The organism is Candidatus Thiodiazotropha sp. AKAK2 (genome assembly GCF_058244685.1).
This window is the reverse complement of record NZ_JBSYOP010000008.1, coordinates 139,739-158,723: the sequence shown is the minus strand read 5'-3', so window position 1 is coordinate 158,723 and position 18,985 is coordinate 139,739. Positions and strand designations below refer to the sequence as shown.

The following is an 18,985-nucleotide window of genomic DNA, read 5'->3' as shown; positions in this document are numbered from 1 at the left end:
AAACAAGGGCTTGTCTCAGTGCGAGAGCTATGGATTAAGTTTCACTACGCTTGATGAACCGCCTAGTGCGGACCCGCATGCTAGGTGGTGTGGGGAGGGCGGGTTAGATACCCGCCCTTACCCGATTGAACAAGAGTGTCAAGCGGGTGCTGAAGGGATTTGGTTTTGAGCGTGAACAACCAAAGTACTACTTTGATCTGCCATTTGTTTCATACCCAGCAGATGGATCTGATGCTCAGAATTGTCCTGTTCACCGGGTACTTGAAAACGGGCGTCAGGCCAGTGCAATCTTGTCCCGGCCCTTTTCATCAAACAGTAGTAGTTTGAAGCGGGTGGAGGTGATCGCCTCTCCTTTGCTGAACAGTGATGGCACTCTACGTGGCGTTATCGAAGTGGCCAGGGATATCACTGAGCATCTTGAGCTCTTGGATGAGGTTAAACAGCAAAAGGACAACCTGCAACATCTCGCCCACCATGATTCACTGACCAATCTGCCCAACAGAGCACTGTTTCTGATGCGCTTACAACAGGCGATCAGTAAAGCCAAACGTAGCAACACTCAGCTGGCGGTGCTGTTTGTCGATCTGGATCGATTCAAAGAGATCAACGACAGTCTTGGCCATGCAGTTGGCGATATGGTCTTGAAAGAGGTTGCCAAGCGTTTTTCAGACAGTGTGCGGGAAGAGGATCTGTTGGCTCGGTTGGGAGGCGATGAATTCACTTTCATATCCGAGGGCCTGAACAAACCACAGCACGCGGCAATTGTGGCACAGCAGATTATCCACTCTCTGGAGCTGCCGTTTGAAATGGATAATCATCAGTTCTTTCTTACCGCGAGTATCGGCATCAGCGTCTATCCTCAGGATGGCCGAACCGCAGACACCCTGCTGCGCAATGCGGATGCGGCGATGTATAAGGCCAAGGACGAGGGTAAGAATACATTCCAGTACTATACCGCTGACATGACCGAGCAGGCCTTTGAGAGAATATTTCTCGAATCAAGTTTGCGACGGGCATTGGTCGAGGATCAATTGGTCGTCTACTACCAACCTCAATATGCTACAGCCGGTGGTGACCTGATCGGTGTGGAAGCCTTGGTACGTTGGATGCATCCCGATATGGGTATGGTTTCACCTTCGAGATTTATCCCATTGGCTGAGGATACCGGCCTGATCATTTCATTGGGTGAGCAGGTGTTACGAATTGCCTGTAAGTAGATGGCAAGTTGGAATGAGCAGGACATAGCGCCAAAGAGGTTGGCGGTCAATCTCTCGGTAAAACAGATAAGCAGTGCTGAACTTATACCGACCATCAAAACCATACTGGAAGAGACAGGGTGCCGGGCTGAGTGGCTTGAGTTTGAGGTGACTGAAGGCTTCCTGATGAAAGACCCTGAGGCATCAGTTTCCATACTGCAGCAGTTGCGAGATCTTGGTGCGGACCTGGCGGTGGATGATTTTGGGACAGGTTACTCATCGCTGGCGTATCTGAAGCGGTTTCCATTGACGCGGCTGAAAATTGATCGTTCGTTTATACATGATGTGCCTGGAGATGGTGATGATGTGGCAATAACTCGTGCGATCATTGCAATGGCCAAGAACCTGAATCTGAATGTGCTGGCAGAAGGTGTGGAGAACGAGGAGCAGAGAAGCTTTCTGGTGGCTGAGGGCTGTAATGATGCCCAGGGTTTCTATTTTGGGCGGCCGCTATCCGCTGCAGATACCAGTAAACTATTGATCAAGGAAAAAGCTAGCGCCAGTAACTCCTCTGCTTCGGATCTGTCTGATCCGTTACGCGGTTAGTCCGCTTCTGATGCCACTAGGCCTTCGTCAGTTACCGCCATTGAGCCAGGTTTGATCTTTCTTGGACTGATCAAGCCTGGCTGTTTGCACGCAGGGAGAAGTGCTTCCTGGAACTCTTGCTCGGTATTAGCATCATACTGCTATTCCGGCAAATAAACCGTCTACTCTCCTGGCATCAAACTTGCCCTCGATGTCGACAGGCCCAGTATGGCAAAGAGTGAACTCATCGATTGGTGGGTGAGCCGGAGCTTTGTGAATATTTGTCGGCTCGGGATAGAATGGCTCAAGTCACAGATGGATATTTGATATGCTGTGGTTGCTCTGGCCGACAGTGTCAATCCAGGTGCCTGTTGCTCTCAAGTGATCAAACTGGGTCCAGGCTTTTCAAGTGCGCTCTTATTTACTCAAAGGTTAGTTTTAAAACTTTTCCGCTCAGCTTCTGCAATCCTTATGCGAAACTCAATTTTTATACTGGTCTTGCTGGCGATCCCAGTAAACCTCTATGGTCTGGAAGTTGCGGTTAGTGTTAAGGGATTGGAGTCACAGGTGCGGGACAATGTGCTGGTATACCTCTCTATCGAACAGGAAAGGTCCCGCTCCTCGTTGACTGAGGCCAGGCTCCGTCTGCTGCATGGGAAGGCGGAGAGTGAGATACGGGAAGCGTTGAAACCATTCGGTTTTTTTAAGCCCAGCATCATCAGCAAACTGGCGCAGCAGGAACAGAGGTTTCAAGTGACTTATACCGTCGAGTCAGGCCCGGCGGTGAAAATAGACGAGGTTGATTTCCGGGTTTCCGGTGAAGGCAGTAAGGATCCTCGGGTGAGCAAGGTTTTTCCTCTGAAAACCGGCGATGTGCTGGATCAAAGTCTTTATGACAGGGCTAAGCAGTCTTTACTGTCCGATACCATCGAGCAGGGCTATCTGGACGCAAAATATCTGCAACACAGAATTGTGGTGGATACGGCAAGTGATACGGCTAGCATAAATCTACATCTGGATACCGGTATGCGGTTACGTTTCGGTGAGGTTCGATTCAATCAGGATGTCATGGATGCTGACTTCCTGGGCCGCTATGTGCCTTTCAATACAGGTGACCCGTTCAGTCAGGAGGCGCTGCTCAATCTGCAGGGGCAATTGACCGACAGCGAATATTTCAAACGAGTCGAAGTGATCAGTCGTCGGGATCAGGTGGAGGGGGATCGGGTGCCGGTGGATATCAATCTCAAGCCCAACAAAAAGAACCGCTACCGGATCGGTCTGGGCTACTCCACTGACACCGGGCCGAGGTTGACCCTGGACTGGAAGAACCGCCGCATAGGCCGCCGGGGCCACAGAATGCGTACCGAGTTTCAGATATCGGAGCCGATCAGCAGTCTAAGCACTGAGTATGTCATCCCCCTTGAGCGGCCCACCGAAGACTATCTGCGTCTGGGTGCTTCCTATGAGCATTTCAACTCCGACACCAATCAGGGGGACCGGGCGTTAATTAATCTCACCCACTCAGTGAGCCTGGATCGAGGCTGGCGACGCAGCCTGGGGCTGGAGTATACCCGTGAGGACTTTAAAGTCGGCAATCGGGAGGGTAAATCAAGACTGTTGGTACCGAGTGTGGATTGGCTACGCATCAAGAGTGACGGGAAACAGCGGATTAAAAGGGGCAAACGTCTGAATTTTCGTATCGAGGGTGCTTCAGATGCCGTGATGTCGTCTACCAGCTATTTCCAACTCTATGCCAGTGGCAAGGATATCCGTGCTCTGGGTGATGGGGCGTGGCGCCTGCTGAGTCGGGTGGAGTTGGGGGCAACCTGGGCGCCAGACTTCTCGGATGAGTTACCACCAAGCAAGCGCTTCTTTGCCGGTGGTGATAACACGGTGCGGGGGTTTGGGTATCAGGATCTGGGGCCTGAAGATAGCGAAGGCGATGTGATCGGCGGGCGCTATCTTGCTGTGGGCAGTCTTGAGATCGATCGCCACATCAGCGGTAAATGGAGTGGTGCTCTGTTTGTCGATGCGGGTAACGCCTATGATCAGGATTATGATTCGGAAACGGCTTATGGGGTTGGTTTGGGTGTGCGCTGGCAATCTCCGGTTGGGCCGGTTCGTTTCGATGTTGCTTCCGGCCGGGTTGAGGACGAGCAGCACTGGCGTCTGCATGTTGTGGTAGGGCCTGAATTGTGACCCTCTTTAGAGCGATTGCCTTGTTGATCGGTGGCCTGCTGCTGCTCTGCCTGTCACTGATTCTCTACATTGGCATGAGTCAGGATGGCGCCAGGCGCCTGATTGACCAGGCCCAACCCTATCTGCCTGGAAAACTGAGTGTCGAGTCCATCGAGGGGCGACTCGCCGGACCCTTGTTGATCGAAGGGTTGTGCTATCAGCAGCAGGATGGGCTGAAGTTCTGTAACGAGATTTTCAAGTTCGATTGGCGCCCATGGTCACTGTTGAAAGGGCGCCTTGAGATCACAGAGCTGCTGTTCAGCGATTCGGCCCTCAGCCTTCCACAAGGTGAATCCTCTGATCAGGGCAGTACCCCCTATCAGGGTGTGATGCTACCCCTGGAGATCACAATTGAGCGCTTTTCCAGTAGTCGCTTCCAGCTCACAACCAGCTCGGATGGTGAGCCCCTGGTAGTTGATCACCTAAAGTTCAGGGCGACTACCGAAGATCAACATCTGTTGATCAGTGATCTTGATTTCAAGGGGTTCTCGGCTGAGCTGCTGGTTGATGGCCAGGTCGGGCTTGATCGAAGCCTGCCCCTGTCGCTAACGCTGGAGTGGCGCTACAGCCTGCCTGAAGGCGCTGTGATCGCTGGAGCTGGTGAGATCAATGGCGATGCGGAAAGTCTCCAGCTGCAACAAAAACTGCAACCACCGATTGCCAGTAATCTTCATATCGATCTGCATGATCTGTTCGGTGACATCAACTGGCAGGCCGTGCTGGCTGTTGATCAGATCGATCTGGCTGAATTCGTTGCCGATTTTCCTGCCACGCTGGGTGGCAGGGTCGATGCTCAGGGGGATCTGCAACAGCTGTCGCTGAACGGGGATATCCAACTTGATGAACCTGGGCTCGGTAAGCTGTCCAGTGAGCTGTCAGCCAGCTACCGGGGTAACAGAGTTGAAATAGCCAAACTGAAGCTGACCAATCCCAATGACCTGCAGCTTGATGCCCGGGGCCACTATCGGCTTGACGATGGCGTGCTGGCCGCAAGCCTACACTGGCAACAGCTGACCTGGCCACTGACTGGTGAGGCGGTGAGTGTGGCCAGTGAGCAGGGAGAGCTCGAACTCAAAGGCAGCCTCGATCGGTATGTCTACGAGTTGAATATGGCCTTCGATCTGCCTGATCTACCAGCAGCTGAGATCCATGCGGATGGCCACGGCACTCTGCAAGCCATCACGCTGGCGCAGATGAGCTTGCGTCAGGAGGATGGCCTGATCAATGGTAAAGGCTCTTTCGACTGGTCAGATGTACTGAATTGGCGGATGGAACTTGTCGCTGAGGATTTCAATCCGGGCATTTTGCATCCGGCATTTCCGGGGAAGCTGGGCTTTCGCCTGAGTAGTCAGGGCAAGCTGCACAATCAGCAGCCTCAGGGAGTGCTGCAGCTCGATGCTCTCAAGGGCCGTTTGCGTGACTACCCGGTGCTGGGTGAAGGGGAGATAACCTTTGCTCAGAAGCAGGCGATCATCAAGGATTTAAATCTGCAGAGTGGTCCGAATCAGATCACGGCATCCGGTAGTGTCGGTGATCAACTGGGGCTTGACTGGTCGATGGCCGCCCCGGATCTGGGAGGATTCTGGCCAGGTCTTTCCGGTGAACTGAATGGTCAGGGGAAGTTGCAGGGTACTCTCCAGTCGCCACAAATATCGGCCCAGCTGTCCGGGCAGGACATCGCTTATCAGAGTTATGCCCTGCAGCGGCTTGCCGGGGAGTTGGTCTTCGGCATGGGGCAATCCCAACCAGTCAAACTTCAGCTTGATACCAGTGGACTTGCTCTGGCTGGCAGAGAGTGGGATGCCTTGACGGTTGATCTTGACGGCCAGGTTGAGACGCATCAGTTGAAGGTGGCTCTGAGCGGGCAGGAGGCGCCACAGCTGGCACTGATGATCGATGCCGGTCTGGATTCTGCAGGACGCTGGAAGGGGCGATTGCAGCAGCTCCGTACGAAGTCAAAGGAGCTTGGCGAATGGCAGCTCGAACAGGCAGCGGATTTCCAACTCGGGGAGAGGGAGCAGTATCTGGAACCTTTTTGTCTGGTTGCTGGTGAGAGTCGGCTGTGTGGTGAGTTTGCAAAACACCCGAGTGCGGATTGGCAATCTCAACTGCAACTTGAAAAATTCAATCTGCAAAGGCTGGAGGCCTGGGCCCCTGGCGGTACGAAACTGAAGGGATTGTTAGGGTTTGAAGCGGAACTTAATGCCAACAACGCCGGTGAGATTGAGGGCCGGGTCGATCTGAAACTGGCCCAGGCAGGACTTGGTTTCGATTATCAGGATCAGCTGCACGAGGTCGATTTCTCCGGCAGTCGTTTAACGGCCAGGCTCGATGCCAAAGGCGGAGCGGCTGAGCTGGAGATGCCTTTAAAGGAGCTTGGCGGAATCAATGGTAAGCTCAGATTGCCTGGGTTGAAGTTGCCGGAGTTTGATCTGCAGAAGCAGCCCATTTCCGGTCAGTTGAAAGGTGGTATCGAGAATCTGGCCATGGTCTCCAGCCTGTTGCCACAGCTGCAGAACAGTCGTGGTAACTTTGACATCAATTTCGATATTCAAGGGGTGGTTGCTGAACCCAGACTGCAGGGTGAGGCAAGGCTTAGCGGTGGGGCTGTGGATGTCGCTGAACTGGGAACTGAGCTGAGGGATCTTGAGCTGCTGATCGAGGCGGTTGAATGGGATCGGCTGAAAGTGACCGGTAAGGTCAACTCAGGGGATGGACAGCTGGCGATCAATGGCACCACCAGGTTGAGTGTGGCTGATGGCTTCCCCTCCGAATATAAAATAACCGGCAAATCCTGGCGGGCGGTGGATATCCCGGAAGCCGAAGTGCTGATCTCACCCGAACTACAATTCAAGCATCAGGCCGACGGTACGGAAGTGCGGGGTTTGATCAAGGTGCCTTATGCCCGGTTGCGTCCGCGGGAGTTACCCAAAGGTGCGGTTTCGGTCAGTTCGGATATGGTGCTGAAACAGTCTGAACAAGCGGATGAACCGGTTCAGCGAGAGGCCCCATTTCGTGCTGAAGTGAGACTCGCTTTGGGTAAGCGGGTCAGTTTTGATGGATTTGGCCTGAGGGGCAACTTCAAAGGTGATCTTTTGATCATCGATGAACCAGGTCGCCCGGTGATCGGCCGTGGGCGTCTCGGTATTGAGGAGGGTGTATACAAGGCCTATGGACAGGACCTGAAAATAGAGCGGGGCTATGCCCTGTTTGCCGATAGCCCGGTGGATAATCCGGGGATCAATGTGCGGGCGGTGCGGGAAGTGGATGATGTGGTTGCCGGATTGCGGGTCAGCGGTACCCTGAAGAGTCCCAAGCTCGATCTGTTCTCCACGCCGGTGATGTCTGAGAGTGATGTGTTGAGTTACATATTGACCGGCAGGCCCCCGGGTGAATCCTCCGGTCAGGTAGGCCTGGCTGCGGCATTGAAAGCGAGTGGCGCCAGCGATCTCGCCTCTGAATTGGGGCGGCGCTTCGGGTTGGAGGAGTTCAGGTTAGACACCGGCAGCAGCCTGGAGGAGGCCTCCTTCGTTGCCGGTACCTACCTTTCGCCCAGGCTCTATGTGCAGTACATCAACGAGCTTTCCAGTGCGGAGAGCAAGTTGCGAATGCGTTATGACCTGACCGATCGCTGGCAGTTGGAAGCTGAGACAGGCCGTACCCAGGCGGGTGATTTTTTCTACACTTTTGAAAAATAATTCCTATAATATCAATGCGTTAGTTTTTAGTGCCGAAACTAAGAATTGCCCCGATCCTGCGCGTTGTAATTTTTTTACACTGCTGCGATATGGCACCCTGCTGAGTCGCCTCAAAAATTATTCTCCCCATAATTAATTGAACGTTATTTGAATAAATGGCGGTCATTTGACCTGCATCAGTCTTTGCCTATTGTTTTTCCACGGTATTTTTTGTCCAATATTAAGTTGGACAAAGATTTTGGGACAATGGGTATGTCTAAATCAAAAATCTACAGTATCGGACTGATATCGAGCCTGACCGGTGTTAAGGAGGCGACTTTGCGCAAATGGGAGAGTCGCTATGGCTATCCTGACCCTGAGCGGTCGAATAGTGGTCGTCGCTACTATTCTCAGCGCCATCTAAGCAACCTGATTTCAATTAAAGAGCAGGTGGATACTGGCATTCCGATTCGTAAGGCGATTACCAATCTGAAAAATAACATTCTGCCTGTGCAGCTGTTAGCTGATGGGAATTTGGCTGGTGTAAAAGCTTATGGAGTCGCCCTGGAAGCGCTTAAGGCCCACGATCTGGAGCTTTGCAAAAGTGAATTGAGAAAATTGCTCAACAAAGGGGATTTGATCGAATGTGTTGAGCAGGTATTGGCGCCAATGATGGTGGAAGTTGGGGAGCGCTGGTATCGGGGAGAGATCAGTCCCTATCAAGAGCATTGTATTTCGAGCCTGCTTGAGTTGGCGCTGATTGAAGCCTCACTGAAAAAGCGGGTGACTCAGAGAGGTAAAAACATCCTCCTTACCACGCCCTATGGTGAGTTACATACCCTGGGTCTTAGCTTATTGGAGATTGTTCTTGCCTCCATTGGTGGTCGTTGTCTCAACATAGGTGGTGGGTTGTCGTTCCAGGAGGTTTGTAAAGCCGTCCATGCCTATTCAATAGAGATCGTATGCATCAGTGTCAGTCTCTACTGCAAACCCAGAATCACTCACCAATATTTGACAGAGCTCAGGGATTCATTGCCTGACCAGGTGGCGCTTTGGGTTGGAGGTCAGGGTATTAATCTGATGAAGACCCTACCGACTGGAGTTCGATACTGCGCAACGGTTAGTGAAGCAGCAGATCTTTACACATCTCTACCTAATTACTTAAGACCCAGTGACAAGTGAAAAACATATGAATGATATTGACAACAATATAGAGCCTGCAACGAAAAAGTTTAACGGCTTTGTTGTTGGTATCGGTGCGTCGGCAGGTGGTTTGGAGGCTTTGGAGAGATTCTTTACCCACTGTCCAAGTGATAGCGGTGCAGCATTTGTAGTTGTACAGCATCTATCTCCAGATCATAAAAGCATGATGATAGATCTGTTGGGCAGATATACATCGATGAAAGTGGTGATGGTAAAGCATGATATGCAACTTGAGGCAGATAAGGTTTTTCTAATACCGGCAGGAAAACTAATGCGGTTGGAAAAGGACCGATTTAAACTTGAGCCTAAGGCGGCCCATGTACTGACATTGCCTATTGATATCTTTTTTACTTCCCTTTCTGAGTCATTCAGTTCACGAGTAATAGGCGTCGTGCTATCCGGTACAGGTTCTGATGGCTCAAGGGGTGCGATAGCGATTAACGCTTCTGGTGGTTTCTTGATGGCGCAAGAGACGAACAGTGCAAAATTTGATGGTATGCCTGCCAGTATTATCGGTACGGGATTGGTGGATGCGATTATGCGTGCCGAGGATCTACCTGAACGTTTGATGTCTCACATCAGAAATATGCCTCCAGGACCATTGTTGTCTGGGCCAGTAGAGGAGGATGTGTCGATTTCGGATGACGATGCCTATGAAGGCATACTGCAAATTTTGCTGCAGACAGTAGGTATCGACTTCCATGATTATAAAATAGCGACCATTCTCCGTCGGATAGAGCGTAGAATGCAGGTTAGGCATCTTAGTAAGATCGATCGATATTACAGTTTACTCAAGGAAGAGCGCCAGGAAGTTTTTACTTTGAAAAGGGAGCTGTTGATTCCGGTTACAAACTTTTTCAGAGATCCGGAAACATTCAAGGTACTTGAAAGCAGGGTTATAGAAAGAATTGTAGAGAATGCTTCTACAGGTTCGAGTATTAGAGTCTGGATATCGGGCGTTTCTACAGGTGAAGAAGCCTATTCAATCGCTATGTTATTTCTGGAGGCGTTTGAAAAATTTAGGCGCTGGCCAAACTTAAAGATCTTTGCTACGGATGTGAGTCAGGAAAGCATTGATACTGCTGCTTCAGGTAACTATTCTGAAGCGACCGGAACTGAAATCACTTCGGAGCGACTTGAAAGGTTTTTTACCCAAACTGGTCACTCTTATAACGTTAAGCCAGAACTTAGACAAACCATAGTATTTGCTAAGCACAATCTGTTATCTGATCCGCCGTTTACACAGATGGATTTAGTGACCTGTAGAAATACCTTGATCTATTTTACCCAAGAGGCACAAAACAAAGCACTTCAACGATTACAATTTGCGATAAAACCCGAAGGTTACATGTTGCTTGGTTCAAGTGAGTCGGTAGCCAGTGCGGATATTGGTCTGTTGGCAATAGATACAAAACATAAGCTTTATCAAAAATCAGCTAATCCTCCTCCTATGCGATTCGATTCTCTAAGCGAACCGTTTAAGCGATATGTTGCAAGGTCTAACAAAAAGGATGCGGTGAGTTCGTCAAGTGCAATCTCAAATAGCAGTATTATTGATACGGCAGTTAAGGGGTTGGTACGGGAATATGTACCACCCACAATGCTTGTGAATAGTCAGAATGAAGTTGTACACCTGTTTGGTGATGTAACTCCATTTATGCAGGCCAAGGAGGGTGTTGCAAGCCTTGAATTAAATCGCTTGTTGCCGGAAACCGTAGTACCGGTAGCATCGGCTTTGATTTTCAAAGCGGCAAAGGAAAAAGAGAAGATCGCATCTGATGCAATACGTGTTTCAACGGGGGAAAAAGAGAAAACGATTAGAATTCTGGTCTCTCCGATTGTAAGGGATGGTCTGGAAACGCTGTTGTTGCTCAGTTTTATTGAAAAGCGCGTAGGTGATAGTGAAGTTAAGCCAAAATCTATCGATATTGATGCAGAAACTGTTGAAAGAATCGAGGTATTGGAGAGTGAGTTAGCGGCTACTCGTGAAAGTCTGCAGGCGACTATCGAAGAACTTGAAACATCAAATGAAGAGTTGCAAGCGACAAATGAGGAGTTGATGGCTTCTAATGAGGAGTTACAAAGTTCCAATGAGGAGTTGCAGTCTGTCAACGAAGAGTTGAATACGGTAAATGCAGAGTATCAGGAAAAAGTCCAGATACTGAACAGGGTAAATGCTGATTTGGACAGTATGACTAAAGCGGTCGGGGTGCCGACAGTTTTTGTTGATCAACACTTGAATCTGACAAGGTACAGTCCAGATGCGGTTGGGATCTTTAAGGTCAGGGAGACTGATCTTGGGCGCCCTCTTGACGAAATCAACAACATCCTGATTTACAGTGGGCTGATGGAAGACTTTAAAACGACTATGGCAACAGGCCGTTTGATACAGAAGGAGGTAATGACAAGTAATAAAACAACCTATCTGGTTAGATTGTTACCTTATCATATTTCAAACGATGGCCAGGGTGCGGTGGCAACGTTTATCGATGTTACCGCATATCGAGATCGAGAAAGGTTGCAGGCAATAATCGATGCCCTACCTGAGCATATTGCAGTACTCAGTCATGATGGCACGATTATGTTGGTCAACAAGGCCTGGGTAAGATTTGCTAAAGCCAATGGTGATACCAATTTGGAAACCACAGGGGTGGGTGTTAACTATCTGGAAACCTGTTATGGGTCAAATGCTCCTGCCGGTAGTGATGCGAGAAAAGTGTATGGCGGTGTGAAGCAAGTGCTGGAGGGTACAAAAGAAGTATTTAGTTTTGAATATCCTTGTCATTCGCCAAATGAAAAGAGATGGTTCGTGATGAATGTTGCGCCTGTTTCTGCAGAAGATTATGGCTGTGTTGTGAGTCATGTCAATATCACCATTTGGTATGAAGAGTAATTCTGCGCAGTTGAATTAAAGCCATGCAATATAAAAGCCTTTTCGATAATCAACCCGATGCGGCGCTTGTTGTCGATAAATTTAATGTAATCAAGTTGGCCAACAAAAAAGCGTCTGCTCTATTTGGCTTTAGAAGTCCTGAGATGATGGAGGGTCATTTTTTACTAAGACTTTTTAGTGTAAATGAGACGGTGCGAGTTAAAAAAACACTAGTTGGGCTGAAAAGAGATGCTCCAGTCTGCGTGGAGGATGTGAGTTATAAAGATGAACTGGGTGTGATGCATCATCTTGATCTCCATTTGACTGCAACTTTTGATACGATTCTGGCATCAGACCTAGTGCTTGTTACAGTGCAGATACATAAATTTGATATGGAGGATGGTGTCAATAAAAATAGCTTGCTGGCAATTTTGAATAATCTTGACGCTTCGGTTGTTACTTACAACAGAGATGGGATTTGTACTTTTGCCAATAATTATTTTTTAAAAGTAAATAATAAACATTACGAAGATGTTGTTGGTAGACGCAGAGAGTCCTGGATGCCATATGATATGGCAGTCAAGGAGGAGGCTAAATCAGCCAAAGTTCTGATCTCGGGCTTATCTTCCAGTGATGAGGTGGAGCTCTCAACAAACAGGGATCATGATTCTCGATATGTCATATCGCGTTTTCCAATTATAGGTAAAAACAGTTCTGTTCCTTCAGGAACTGGTGAGTTGATTGCGGACGTAACGCGTCAAAGGGTACAGGAGGAGCAGTTGACGTTGGCATTGAATGCCTTTCGTCTGAGTCGAGATGCTATTGTTATGACAAATGATCAGAATAAGATCATTTCTGTAAACGATGCCTTTGTACGCATTACCGGATATACAGAGTCAGAGGCTCTGGGTAATGATCCAAGCCTACTTGCTTCGCATCGACACGATCATCATTTCTACAAACGAATGTGGGACAGTATTAACCAAAACAACCACTGGGAAGGTGAGATCTGGAATCGTAGGAAATCTGGTGAAATATATCCTGAGTGGCTCAGTATCAGTAAAATTGTCGATGAAATTAACGATAATATCCACTATATTGCTGTCTTTACCGATATAACACAAAAGAAACAGACAGAAGACGAAATAGAGAATCTTGCCTTTTATGATGTGCTGACTGGGCTGGCCAATCGCTATCTACTTGCGGATCGGGTGACTAAGGCCGTCCAAGCCGATATGAGGAGTGGTGCAACTTCAGCGCTGGTATATTTTGATCTAGACCACTTTAAAAAGGTCAACGACACAATGGGCCACTCTGTTGGTGATAAGTTGCTGCAGGAAGTGGCTATCCGAATGAAACGCTTGATCAGGGAAAAGGACACATTAAGTCGCTTGGGTGGAGATGAGTTTGTACTGTTCATGCCAGACATTGACCCAAATGATATAGAAGCAAGATTACATGCTTTGGTTTCACAGTTGAATCAACCGTATAAGATTCTCGACACTGAAGTAACTATCTCTGCTTCGTTCGGCGTTGCCATAAGTCCAGACGATGGAGGTGCTTATGAAAGCCTTCTGCGGCATGCCGATATGGCAATGTACAAAGCAAAAGAGGATGGAAGGAATTCAGTCTGTTTTTTTAATCGCAGGTTGGAATTGAAGGCGATTAAAAAAATAAAAATCGATAATGAGCTGAGATATGCCATCGATGCTCAGGAATTAAGTTTGGTTTTTCAGCCACAATTGATGCTGAGCAAGGAGAGCGTGGTCGGTTGCGAATGTTTGTTGCGCTGGAAATCCCGCGTATTGGGTGAGGTCAGTCCAGCAGAGTTTATACCGGTAGCAGAGAAGTCCGGCTTGATCAATAGTATCGGGAAATGGGTTTTGCAGCAGGCCGTTTCAAAAACAAAAGAACTTTTACAGATCAACCCTGAGATTAAGATGGCGGTCAATATATCTGCTTCTCAATTGCGCTCAAATGATTTTCTCTCTTCACTGCTGGAGATTTGTAATGATTATGAGGTGCCAGCATGCAACATTGAGTTGGAGGTGACGGAGTCGATGTTAATGGAAAAGGCTGATAGTACAATGAAGCTGTTGAAAAGTTTGGCCAATCACGGGTTTCATATGGCCATAGACGACTTTGGCACCGGTTACTCTTCATTAGCCTACCTAAACTGGATGCCTGTTTCTGCAATTAAAATCGACCGCGAGTTTGTCCAGGATATCCATCACAATAAGAAGCACAGGAAGGTCTGTGTTTCGATAATCAGATTGGCCAGAAGTCTTGATATCAAAACAGTGGCTGAAGGTGTTGAAAGTCACGAACAACTCAAAATATTGCAACAGGAGGGGTGCGATATGATTCAGGGTTTCCACTACTCCAAGCCCTTGAGCGGAAGTCAGATGTTGCTATTTTGCAGGGAGTCTGCCGGATTGGAACTAAAAGAGAGAGGGATGTGACTGGAAGGCCGGTTGAGGTGGGTGTTGACAGATAGCAGGCATGAGTTCCCCCTTGTGGGTGTCTGCCTGCTCTATCCGGTTCCAGAAACCCAGGGGTGCCCCTGAGTTCGCAATCTCTTATTAGATGTCACCAGCCTATCTGACCCGGTAGAGGGGCGATGATGAGCTGGGTTCAGTGTTGGATTTATGGCCCTTTGCCTCAATTACAGCTTCGAACGGCGTCGAAATCATCCGCAATCAACAGGTTGGTCAATAAAAAGGCCTTAGCTTTGGTCTTTTTCTGACGCTGCATCTTCTCTTTCTGGATGGGGCATTCATGGGGCTGCCAATCACATGCGGTTCCGCTGACTACCAGGTGAGGGCACTCCTGGCAGATTTTAGATTTGTAGAGTCCAGTCATATCGGCGATCTCTGTAGTGTTGCGTACTTACAACTTAAAAATTAGCATAATAACAATAAATTACAACTTAATATTCAGGTTGTTTGACGTAAATGCGACACAAGTTAACAAATTCAGCCTAATGCAACAGTTCAGTGCCTCAGGCTTCCCTTCATGCAATTGAGTTTAAAGGTGGTTAATCAGTACTGAGTAGCAACCTTTAGGGCTCAATAGAATAATCGGCAAATTGCGATTATTGTTTACTTTTGTGACAAATAAAATCGGACTTTTTTAAATTGATTGCTGTTAAAAATTGCACATTTTGGTCGAAATAGATTGAAAGTGTGTACGATGTCACATTTTTTGGTCTGATCTGATTTGAATAGAAGAACCTTTATGGGGTTTAGAAAAAATAAATGTAGCGGTAGACCGACACTGTGGCATTTTTTTAAATTGGTCGATTTGATCAATCCCCGCTGGCAGATCGATCCGGCCAGTGCTGATTCTACAAATTGAGCTGTCCTGTGCGCAGCTGTGTAGTAAGGTGTGTCTATACAACTGCCATCCAAGGAATCCATTGATTGTTAATCTACTACACTAGGCTCTAAGCTACTGTTATGTTTCAGGATTATTTTGGAATTGCTGAAGATCCATTCGCTATTACCCCGGATCCTAAATACCTCTTTCTGAGTGAACGCCACCGTAACGGCTTTGCTCATCTGCTGTATGGTGTAACTCAGGGGGGTGGGTTTGTTCAGCTGACCGGCGAAGTGGGTACCGGCAAGACGCTGCTGTGCAGAAAACTGCTGGCCCAATTGCCAAGGGCTGTGGATGTGGCGTTTGTCTTCAATCCCCGTTTGAGTCCTCTGGAGCTGGTAGCCACCATCTGTGACGAACTGAGAGTGCTCTATCCACTGGGTTGCAGCAGCATCAAGGAGATCGTCGACTTCCTGAATGCCTATCTGCTGGAGAGTCATGCCCAGGGCCGACGTACGGTTGTGATCATCGATGAGGCCCAGAATCTGAGTTTTGAATCCCTGGAGCAGATCAGGTTGCTGACCAATCTGGAGACCTCATCCGAAAAATTGTTACAGATCATACTGGTTGGTCAGCCTGAATTAAGAGGCCTGCTGAATCGTCCGGAGTTGAGGCAGCTTGCTCAGCGGGTAACGGCACGCTATCACCTGACACCCCTATCACGTAGTGAAACCAGAGCCTACATACTGCATCGATTGAAAGTGGCCGGTTTGGAACGACCGCTGTTCACTGAAGGAGCGATTCGACGGGTTTATAAGCTGAGTGGGGGGATCCCCCGCCTGATCAATATCCTCTGCAGTCGTGGAATGTTGGCCGCATACGGTAAGCGCAAGGGTCAGGTCAGCCGCAATATGTTATCCCAGGTAGCCAGAGAATTACGTGGCGAGGAGGGGTTGACCTCCCGCTTCCCCTCATGGGGTTGGATGATGGCTGGGGTCAGCGCAACCCTGCTGGTGCTTGCACTGCTGCCTCAGGTGGATCTGTTTCAATTGTTTGCCGAATCCAGACATGAGCCTCAGATGGTTGAGCAGCAGCAGTCGCAACAGCCTGAACAATTGCAACACTCCGGAGAGCCCCGGCCGTCTCAAGAGCCGCAACAGGTTCAGCAGCCCCAGCAGATTAGTGAGGTTAAAAATCAGCCTGCAGCTGAACCTGCAGCTGGAGCGCTTGTCGAGCAAGCTGTAGCAGCTGAGCCTGATCGTTCAGCGCTAACGGTGCCCGATGTGTTAAGTCCTGAAGCCCTCAAAGCCGCTGATCAAGCTGCTAACTCGGTTGCCATGGCTGAGCAGGACAATATCAAGGTGCAACAACATGCTGAGCAAACCGATGCTGAATCGAGTGGGCTGAGTGGACTAATCGGTAATGAGAACAGTGCATTTTCCACCCTTTTCAGTTACTGGCAGGAGGTTTATCCCAGCGGGGGAAAGGAGCGCTCCTCCTGTGACAAGGCCGAGGAGGTTGGTCTGAGCTGTCTGTTTGGCCGGGGCTCCTGGAAAACCCTTGAGTACTATAATCGGCCCGCCATTCTGGAGCTGATGATGGCACAGGGAAAGCGCTACCATGTTGTGTTGACCGGTATGAGGGATCAGTCGGTGACACTGGATATGAATGGCCGAAAGTTCTCATTCGACTACGCTGAAATGGATCGGTTATGGACGGGCAGTTACATCATCCTGTGGCGTCCGCCGTCGTTAGCCAAGGCCAGTCTGCAATTAGGTCAATCGGGGAGTGATGTGAGTTGGTTAATCTCAATGCTGGATAAGATTGAGGGCATAGAGAGTGATTACAATATGACGAATCCCAGGTTTGATCGGCGACTGCACCAGCGGGTGGTACGGTTTCAACGGCAAAATGGGTTGTCGGACGATGGTATTGTCGGTAAGCAGACTTTGATTCAGCTAAAGGGTATGGTGACCGACCGGACGAGACCCGCTCTGATGAAGTCTGGAGGCTGAGATGTCATCGATTCTCGATGCATTGGAAAGAGCCTCCCAAAACAGATCCTCAAGTGAGCAGGAGCTGATTCCCAAAGGTTATGAGGCGAGTTCAGAGCCAGCTAGCTGGAGAGTCTGGATTATTGCTCTAGTGATACTCCTGGTGTGTGGGATATTGGGATTTCTGTTCTACAAGTCTCAGTCGAGTATGGTGACTTCCGGGCCACAACAGGCGGAGGTATTGCCTCCACCCGAAGCAGTCCGTGGAGGCATGCCGGAAGTGGTTAACCCTCCGGTCGTCAAGCCGGTAACACCAAAAAAGCCAGACCTTGAGTCCCAGTTGCTGAACAGTGGCATGCCAAGTGAGCACTCACTGATGTCCGAGGCAAAGCTGAGTCGACCGGCAGAGCCTCCACAGCGGTTCAGACATGACAAGACAAACACCATCGCAGCTGAGCAGACTCCCGTTTCCAGGGAGAATCAGGTACCACCTCCATTGGCGAAACTGGAACCTTCTCCGGCTCAACGGCCGGAACCACTCAAAAGGCCTCCGGTAGTAGCCCCTGAGCCGGTGATTCCTCAGGTCAAATCCGTTCCTCAATCGATCGCTTCTCAGCAGACTGCTGTTGCCGATGAAGCTGAGGAAGTGGTGGATGAGACGATCCCGCTGGTTTGGGAGTTGCCTCAGGGGCTGCGGGATGAGCTGCAACAACTGAAGATCAGTATCCATGTCTACCATAAAGAGCCAGAGCGTCGCTTTGTACTGATCAACATGCGCCGCTATGGGGAAGGGGATAAGTTGAGAGGCACCGACTATCTGTTGAAGCAGATCGAACGTGAGGGCGTGGTGGTCGATTACGGCGATGGTTTGGTGCGGCTGTTGCGAGAGCGTCACTACTAAACCACCAAACTGATCCAATCGGTTTATTTGTTAAGTCGCTTCTGATCGACTATTTGACTCTGTTTTGTCATCTGTTCGTCACAGAAATCCGTTTCAATCGGTTGATGGGCGCCATGCTGTTTCTGTCGGGGCCTGTCAACACGATCCAGAAGGCTCGGCACTGCCAATTGAATCTGTGTTGGCAGACCCAAACACTCCAGGTTCCCTATTTGTCGAGTGATCCGCTTGTCCAAACTCCCGGCGGTCTGAACCTTGAGGGGCCTCTATGTACTGTAATGATAGACTTGTCATCATGGACGCTGACGGTACGACGATTGATGCTTTCGATGCCATTACAGAGACATTCGAGGCGCACGACATGTCGATCGGCGAGTTTGTCCGCTTCCAGAAACGGCGGAATATTTTCAAGTATCTTGGCGGTATCAAAGAGCTGCCGAAGAACCTGCGAAAGCAACTCAATACGGAAAAGCGTGTTGCCGTATTGGATACTCTGACCCAGGTATACCGGCAGTCAGCCCGTCTGTATGAAGGCATGGACGAACTGCTTAACCAGCTCATCGATCATGCGGGGATCCGGGTGGGTGTTGTTACCCGCAATATCACACTGGAACCTGAAGTAACCCTGCAACAGCTCTATCGAAGAAATGGGGTGAATGTCAGCGGTCTCGATTTTGTTGTGCATCTTCCGCAAAAGGAGCAAAAGCTCAATGCCTTCAAGGCGGTCAGGGAAAGTTTTAAGATCAATCCGGCCAGGGCCTATGCCTGTGGCGATGAAAAGCGGGACTATGTTGCCGCCATCGGGACCGGAATGCATCCATTCATGGTCTCCTATGGGTTTGAGAGTTATGAACGTCTGACAGATAAGATCGGGGTGCCCGCTGAGTTGATATCCCGCCAGCCGTTGGATCTGAAACGGCGTATACTGCATGCTCTGGATCTGTTGCAGGCTCATCAGAGTTAAAAACGACAAGTGATCTGCAGAGTCCGGTTGTCATTGATCA

9 protein-coding genes and 1 pseudogene are annotated in these 18,985 nt (G+C 49.4%); 9 read left to right on the top strand and 1 reads right to left on the bottom strand.

Annotated features, from left to right (window positions below; translation table 11 throughout):
- Positions 1-146 precede the first annotated feature (146 nt).
- The 6 genes and pseudogenes from AC4IE8_RS02805 (at position 147) to AC4IE8_RS02780 (ending at position 14,233) form a co-directional block, all read left to right on the top strand.
- Positions 147-1,802, top strand: a pseudogene (locus AC4IE8_RS02805) (putative bifunctional diguanylate cyclase/phosphodiesterase).
- Positions 1,803-2,252: 450 nt separating this feature from the next.
- A complete protein-coding gene (locus AC4IE8_RS02800) occupies positions 2,253-3,980 on the top strand; it encodes an autotransporter assembly complex protein TamA (protein ID WP_490790262.1) in 1,728 nt (575 codons plus the stop codon).
- Positions 3,977-7,717, top strand: a complete 3,741-nt coding sequence (locus AC4IE8_RS02795; RefSeq protein ID WP_490790261.1) for a translocation/assembly module TamB domain-containing protein — start codon at positions 3,977-3,979, stop codon at positions 7,715-7,717. Before AC4IE8_RS02800 ends, AC4IE8_RS02795 begins: the two co-directional genes overlap by 4 nt.
- A 252-nt stretch (positions 7,718-7,969) precedes the next feature.
- Complete coding sequence (locus AC4IE8_RS02790) at positions 7,970-8,878, top strand: MerR family transcriptional regulator (protein WP_490790260.1); 909 nt, start codon at positions 7,970-7,972, stop codon at positions 8,876-8,878.
- Between the two features lie 7 nt (positions 8,879-8,885).
- Entirely contained in the window at positions 8,886-11,792 is a 2,907-nt protein-coding gene (locus AC4IE8_RS02785; RefSeq protein ID WP_490790259.1) for a CheR family methyltransferase, read from the top strand.
- A gap of 23 nt (positions 11,793-11,815) precedes the next feature.
- Positions 11,816-14,233: a putative bifunctional diguanylate cyclase/phosphodiesterase gene (locus tag AC4IE8_RS02780; RefSeq protein ID WP_490790258.1), complete on the top strand. Its 2,418-nt coding sequence runs from the start codon at positions 11,816-11,818 to the stop codon at positions 14,231-14,233.
- A gap of 199 nt (positions 14,234-14,432) precedes the next feature.
- On the opposite strand, the gene AC4IE8_RS02775 is transcribed toward AC4IE8_RS02780, so the two are convergent.
- Positions 14,433-14,633 carry a hypothetical protein gene (locus tag AC4IE8_RS02775; protein WP_068989438.1) on the bottom strand — a complete coding sequence of 67 codons (201 nt, stop codon included), beginning with the start codon at positions 14,631-14,633 and terminating at the stop codon, positions 14,433-14,435.
- Positions 14,634-15,229: 596 nt separating this feature from the next.
- Here AC4IE8_RS02775 and AC4IE8_RS02770 point away from each other — a divergent pair.
- The 3 genes from AC4IE8_RS02770 to AC4IE8_RS02760 all read left to right on the top strand — a co-directional run bounded on the left by AC4IE8_RS02770 (position 15,230) and on the right by AC4IE8_RS02760 (position 18,945).
- A complete protein-coding gene (locus AC4IE8_RS02770) occupies positions 15,230-17,104 on the top strand; it encodes an ExeA family protein (RefSeq protein WP_490790257.1) in 1,875 nt (624 codons plus the stop codon).
- Between the two features lies 1 nt (position 17,105).
- Entirely contained in the window at positions 17,106-17,984 is an 879-nt protein-coding gene (locus AC4IE8_RS02765; protein ID WP_490790256.1) for a general secretion pathway protein GspB, read from the top strand.
- Positions 17,985-18,249: 265 nt separating this feature from the next.
- Entirely contained in the window at positions 18,250-18,945 is a 696-nt protein-coding gene (locus AC4IE8_RS02760) for an HAD family hydrolase (protein WP_068989449.1), read from the top strand.
- The last annotated feature ends 40 nt before the right edge of the window (positions 18,946-18,985 follow it).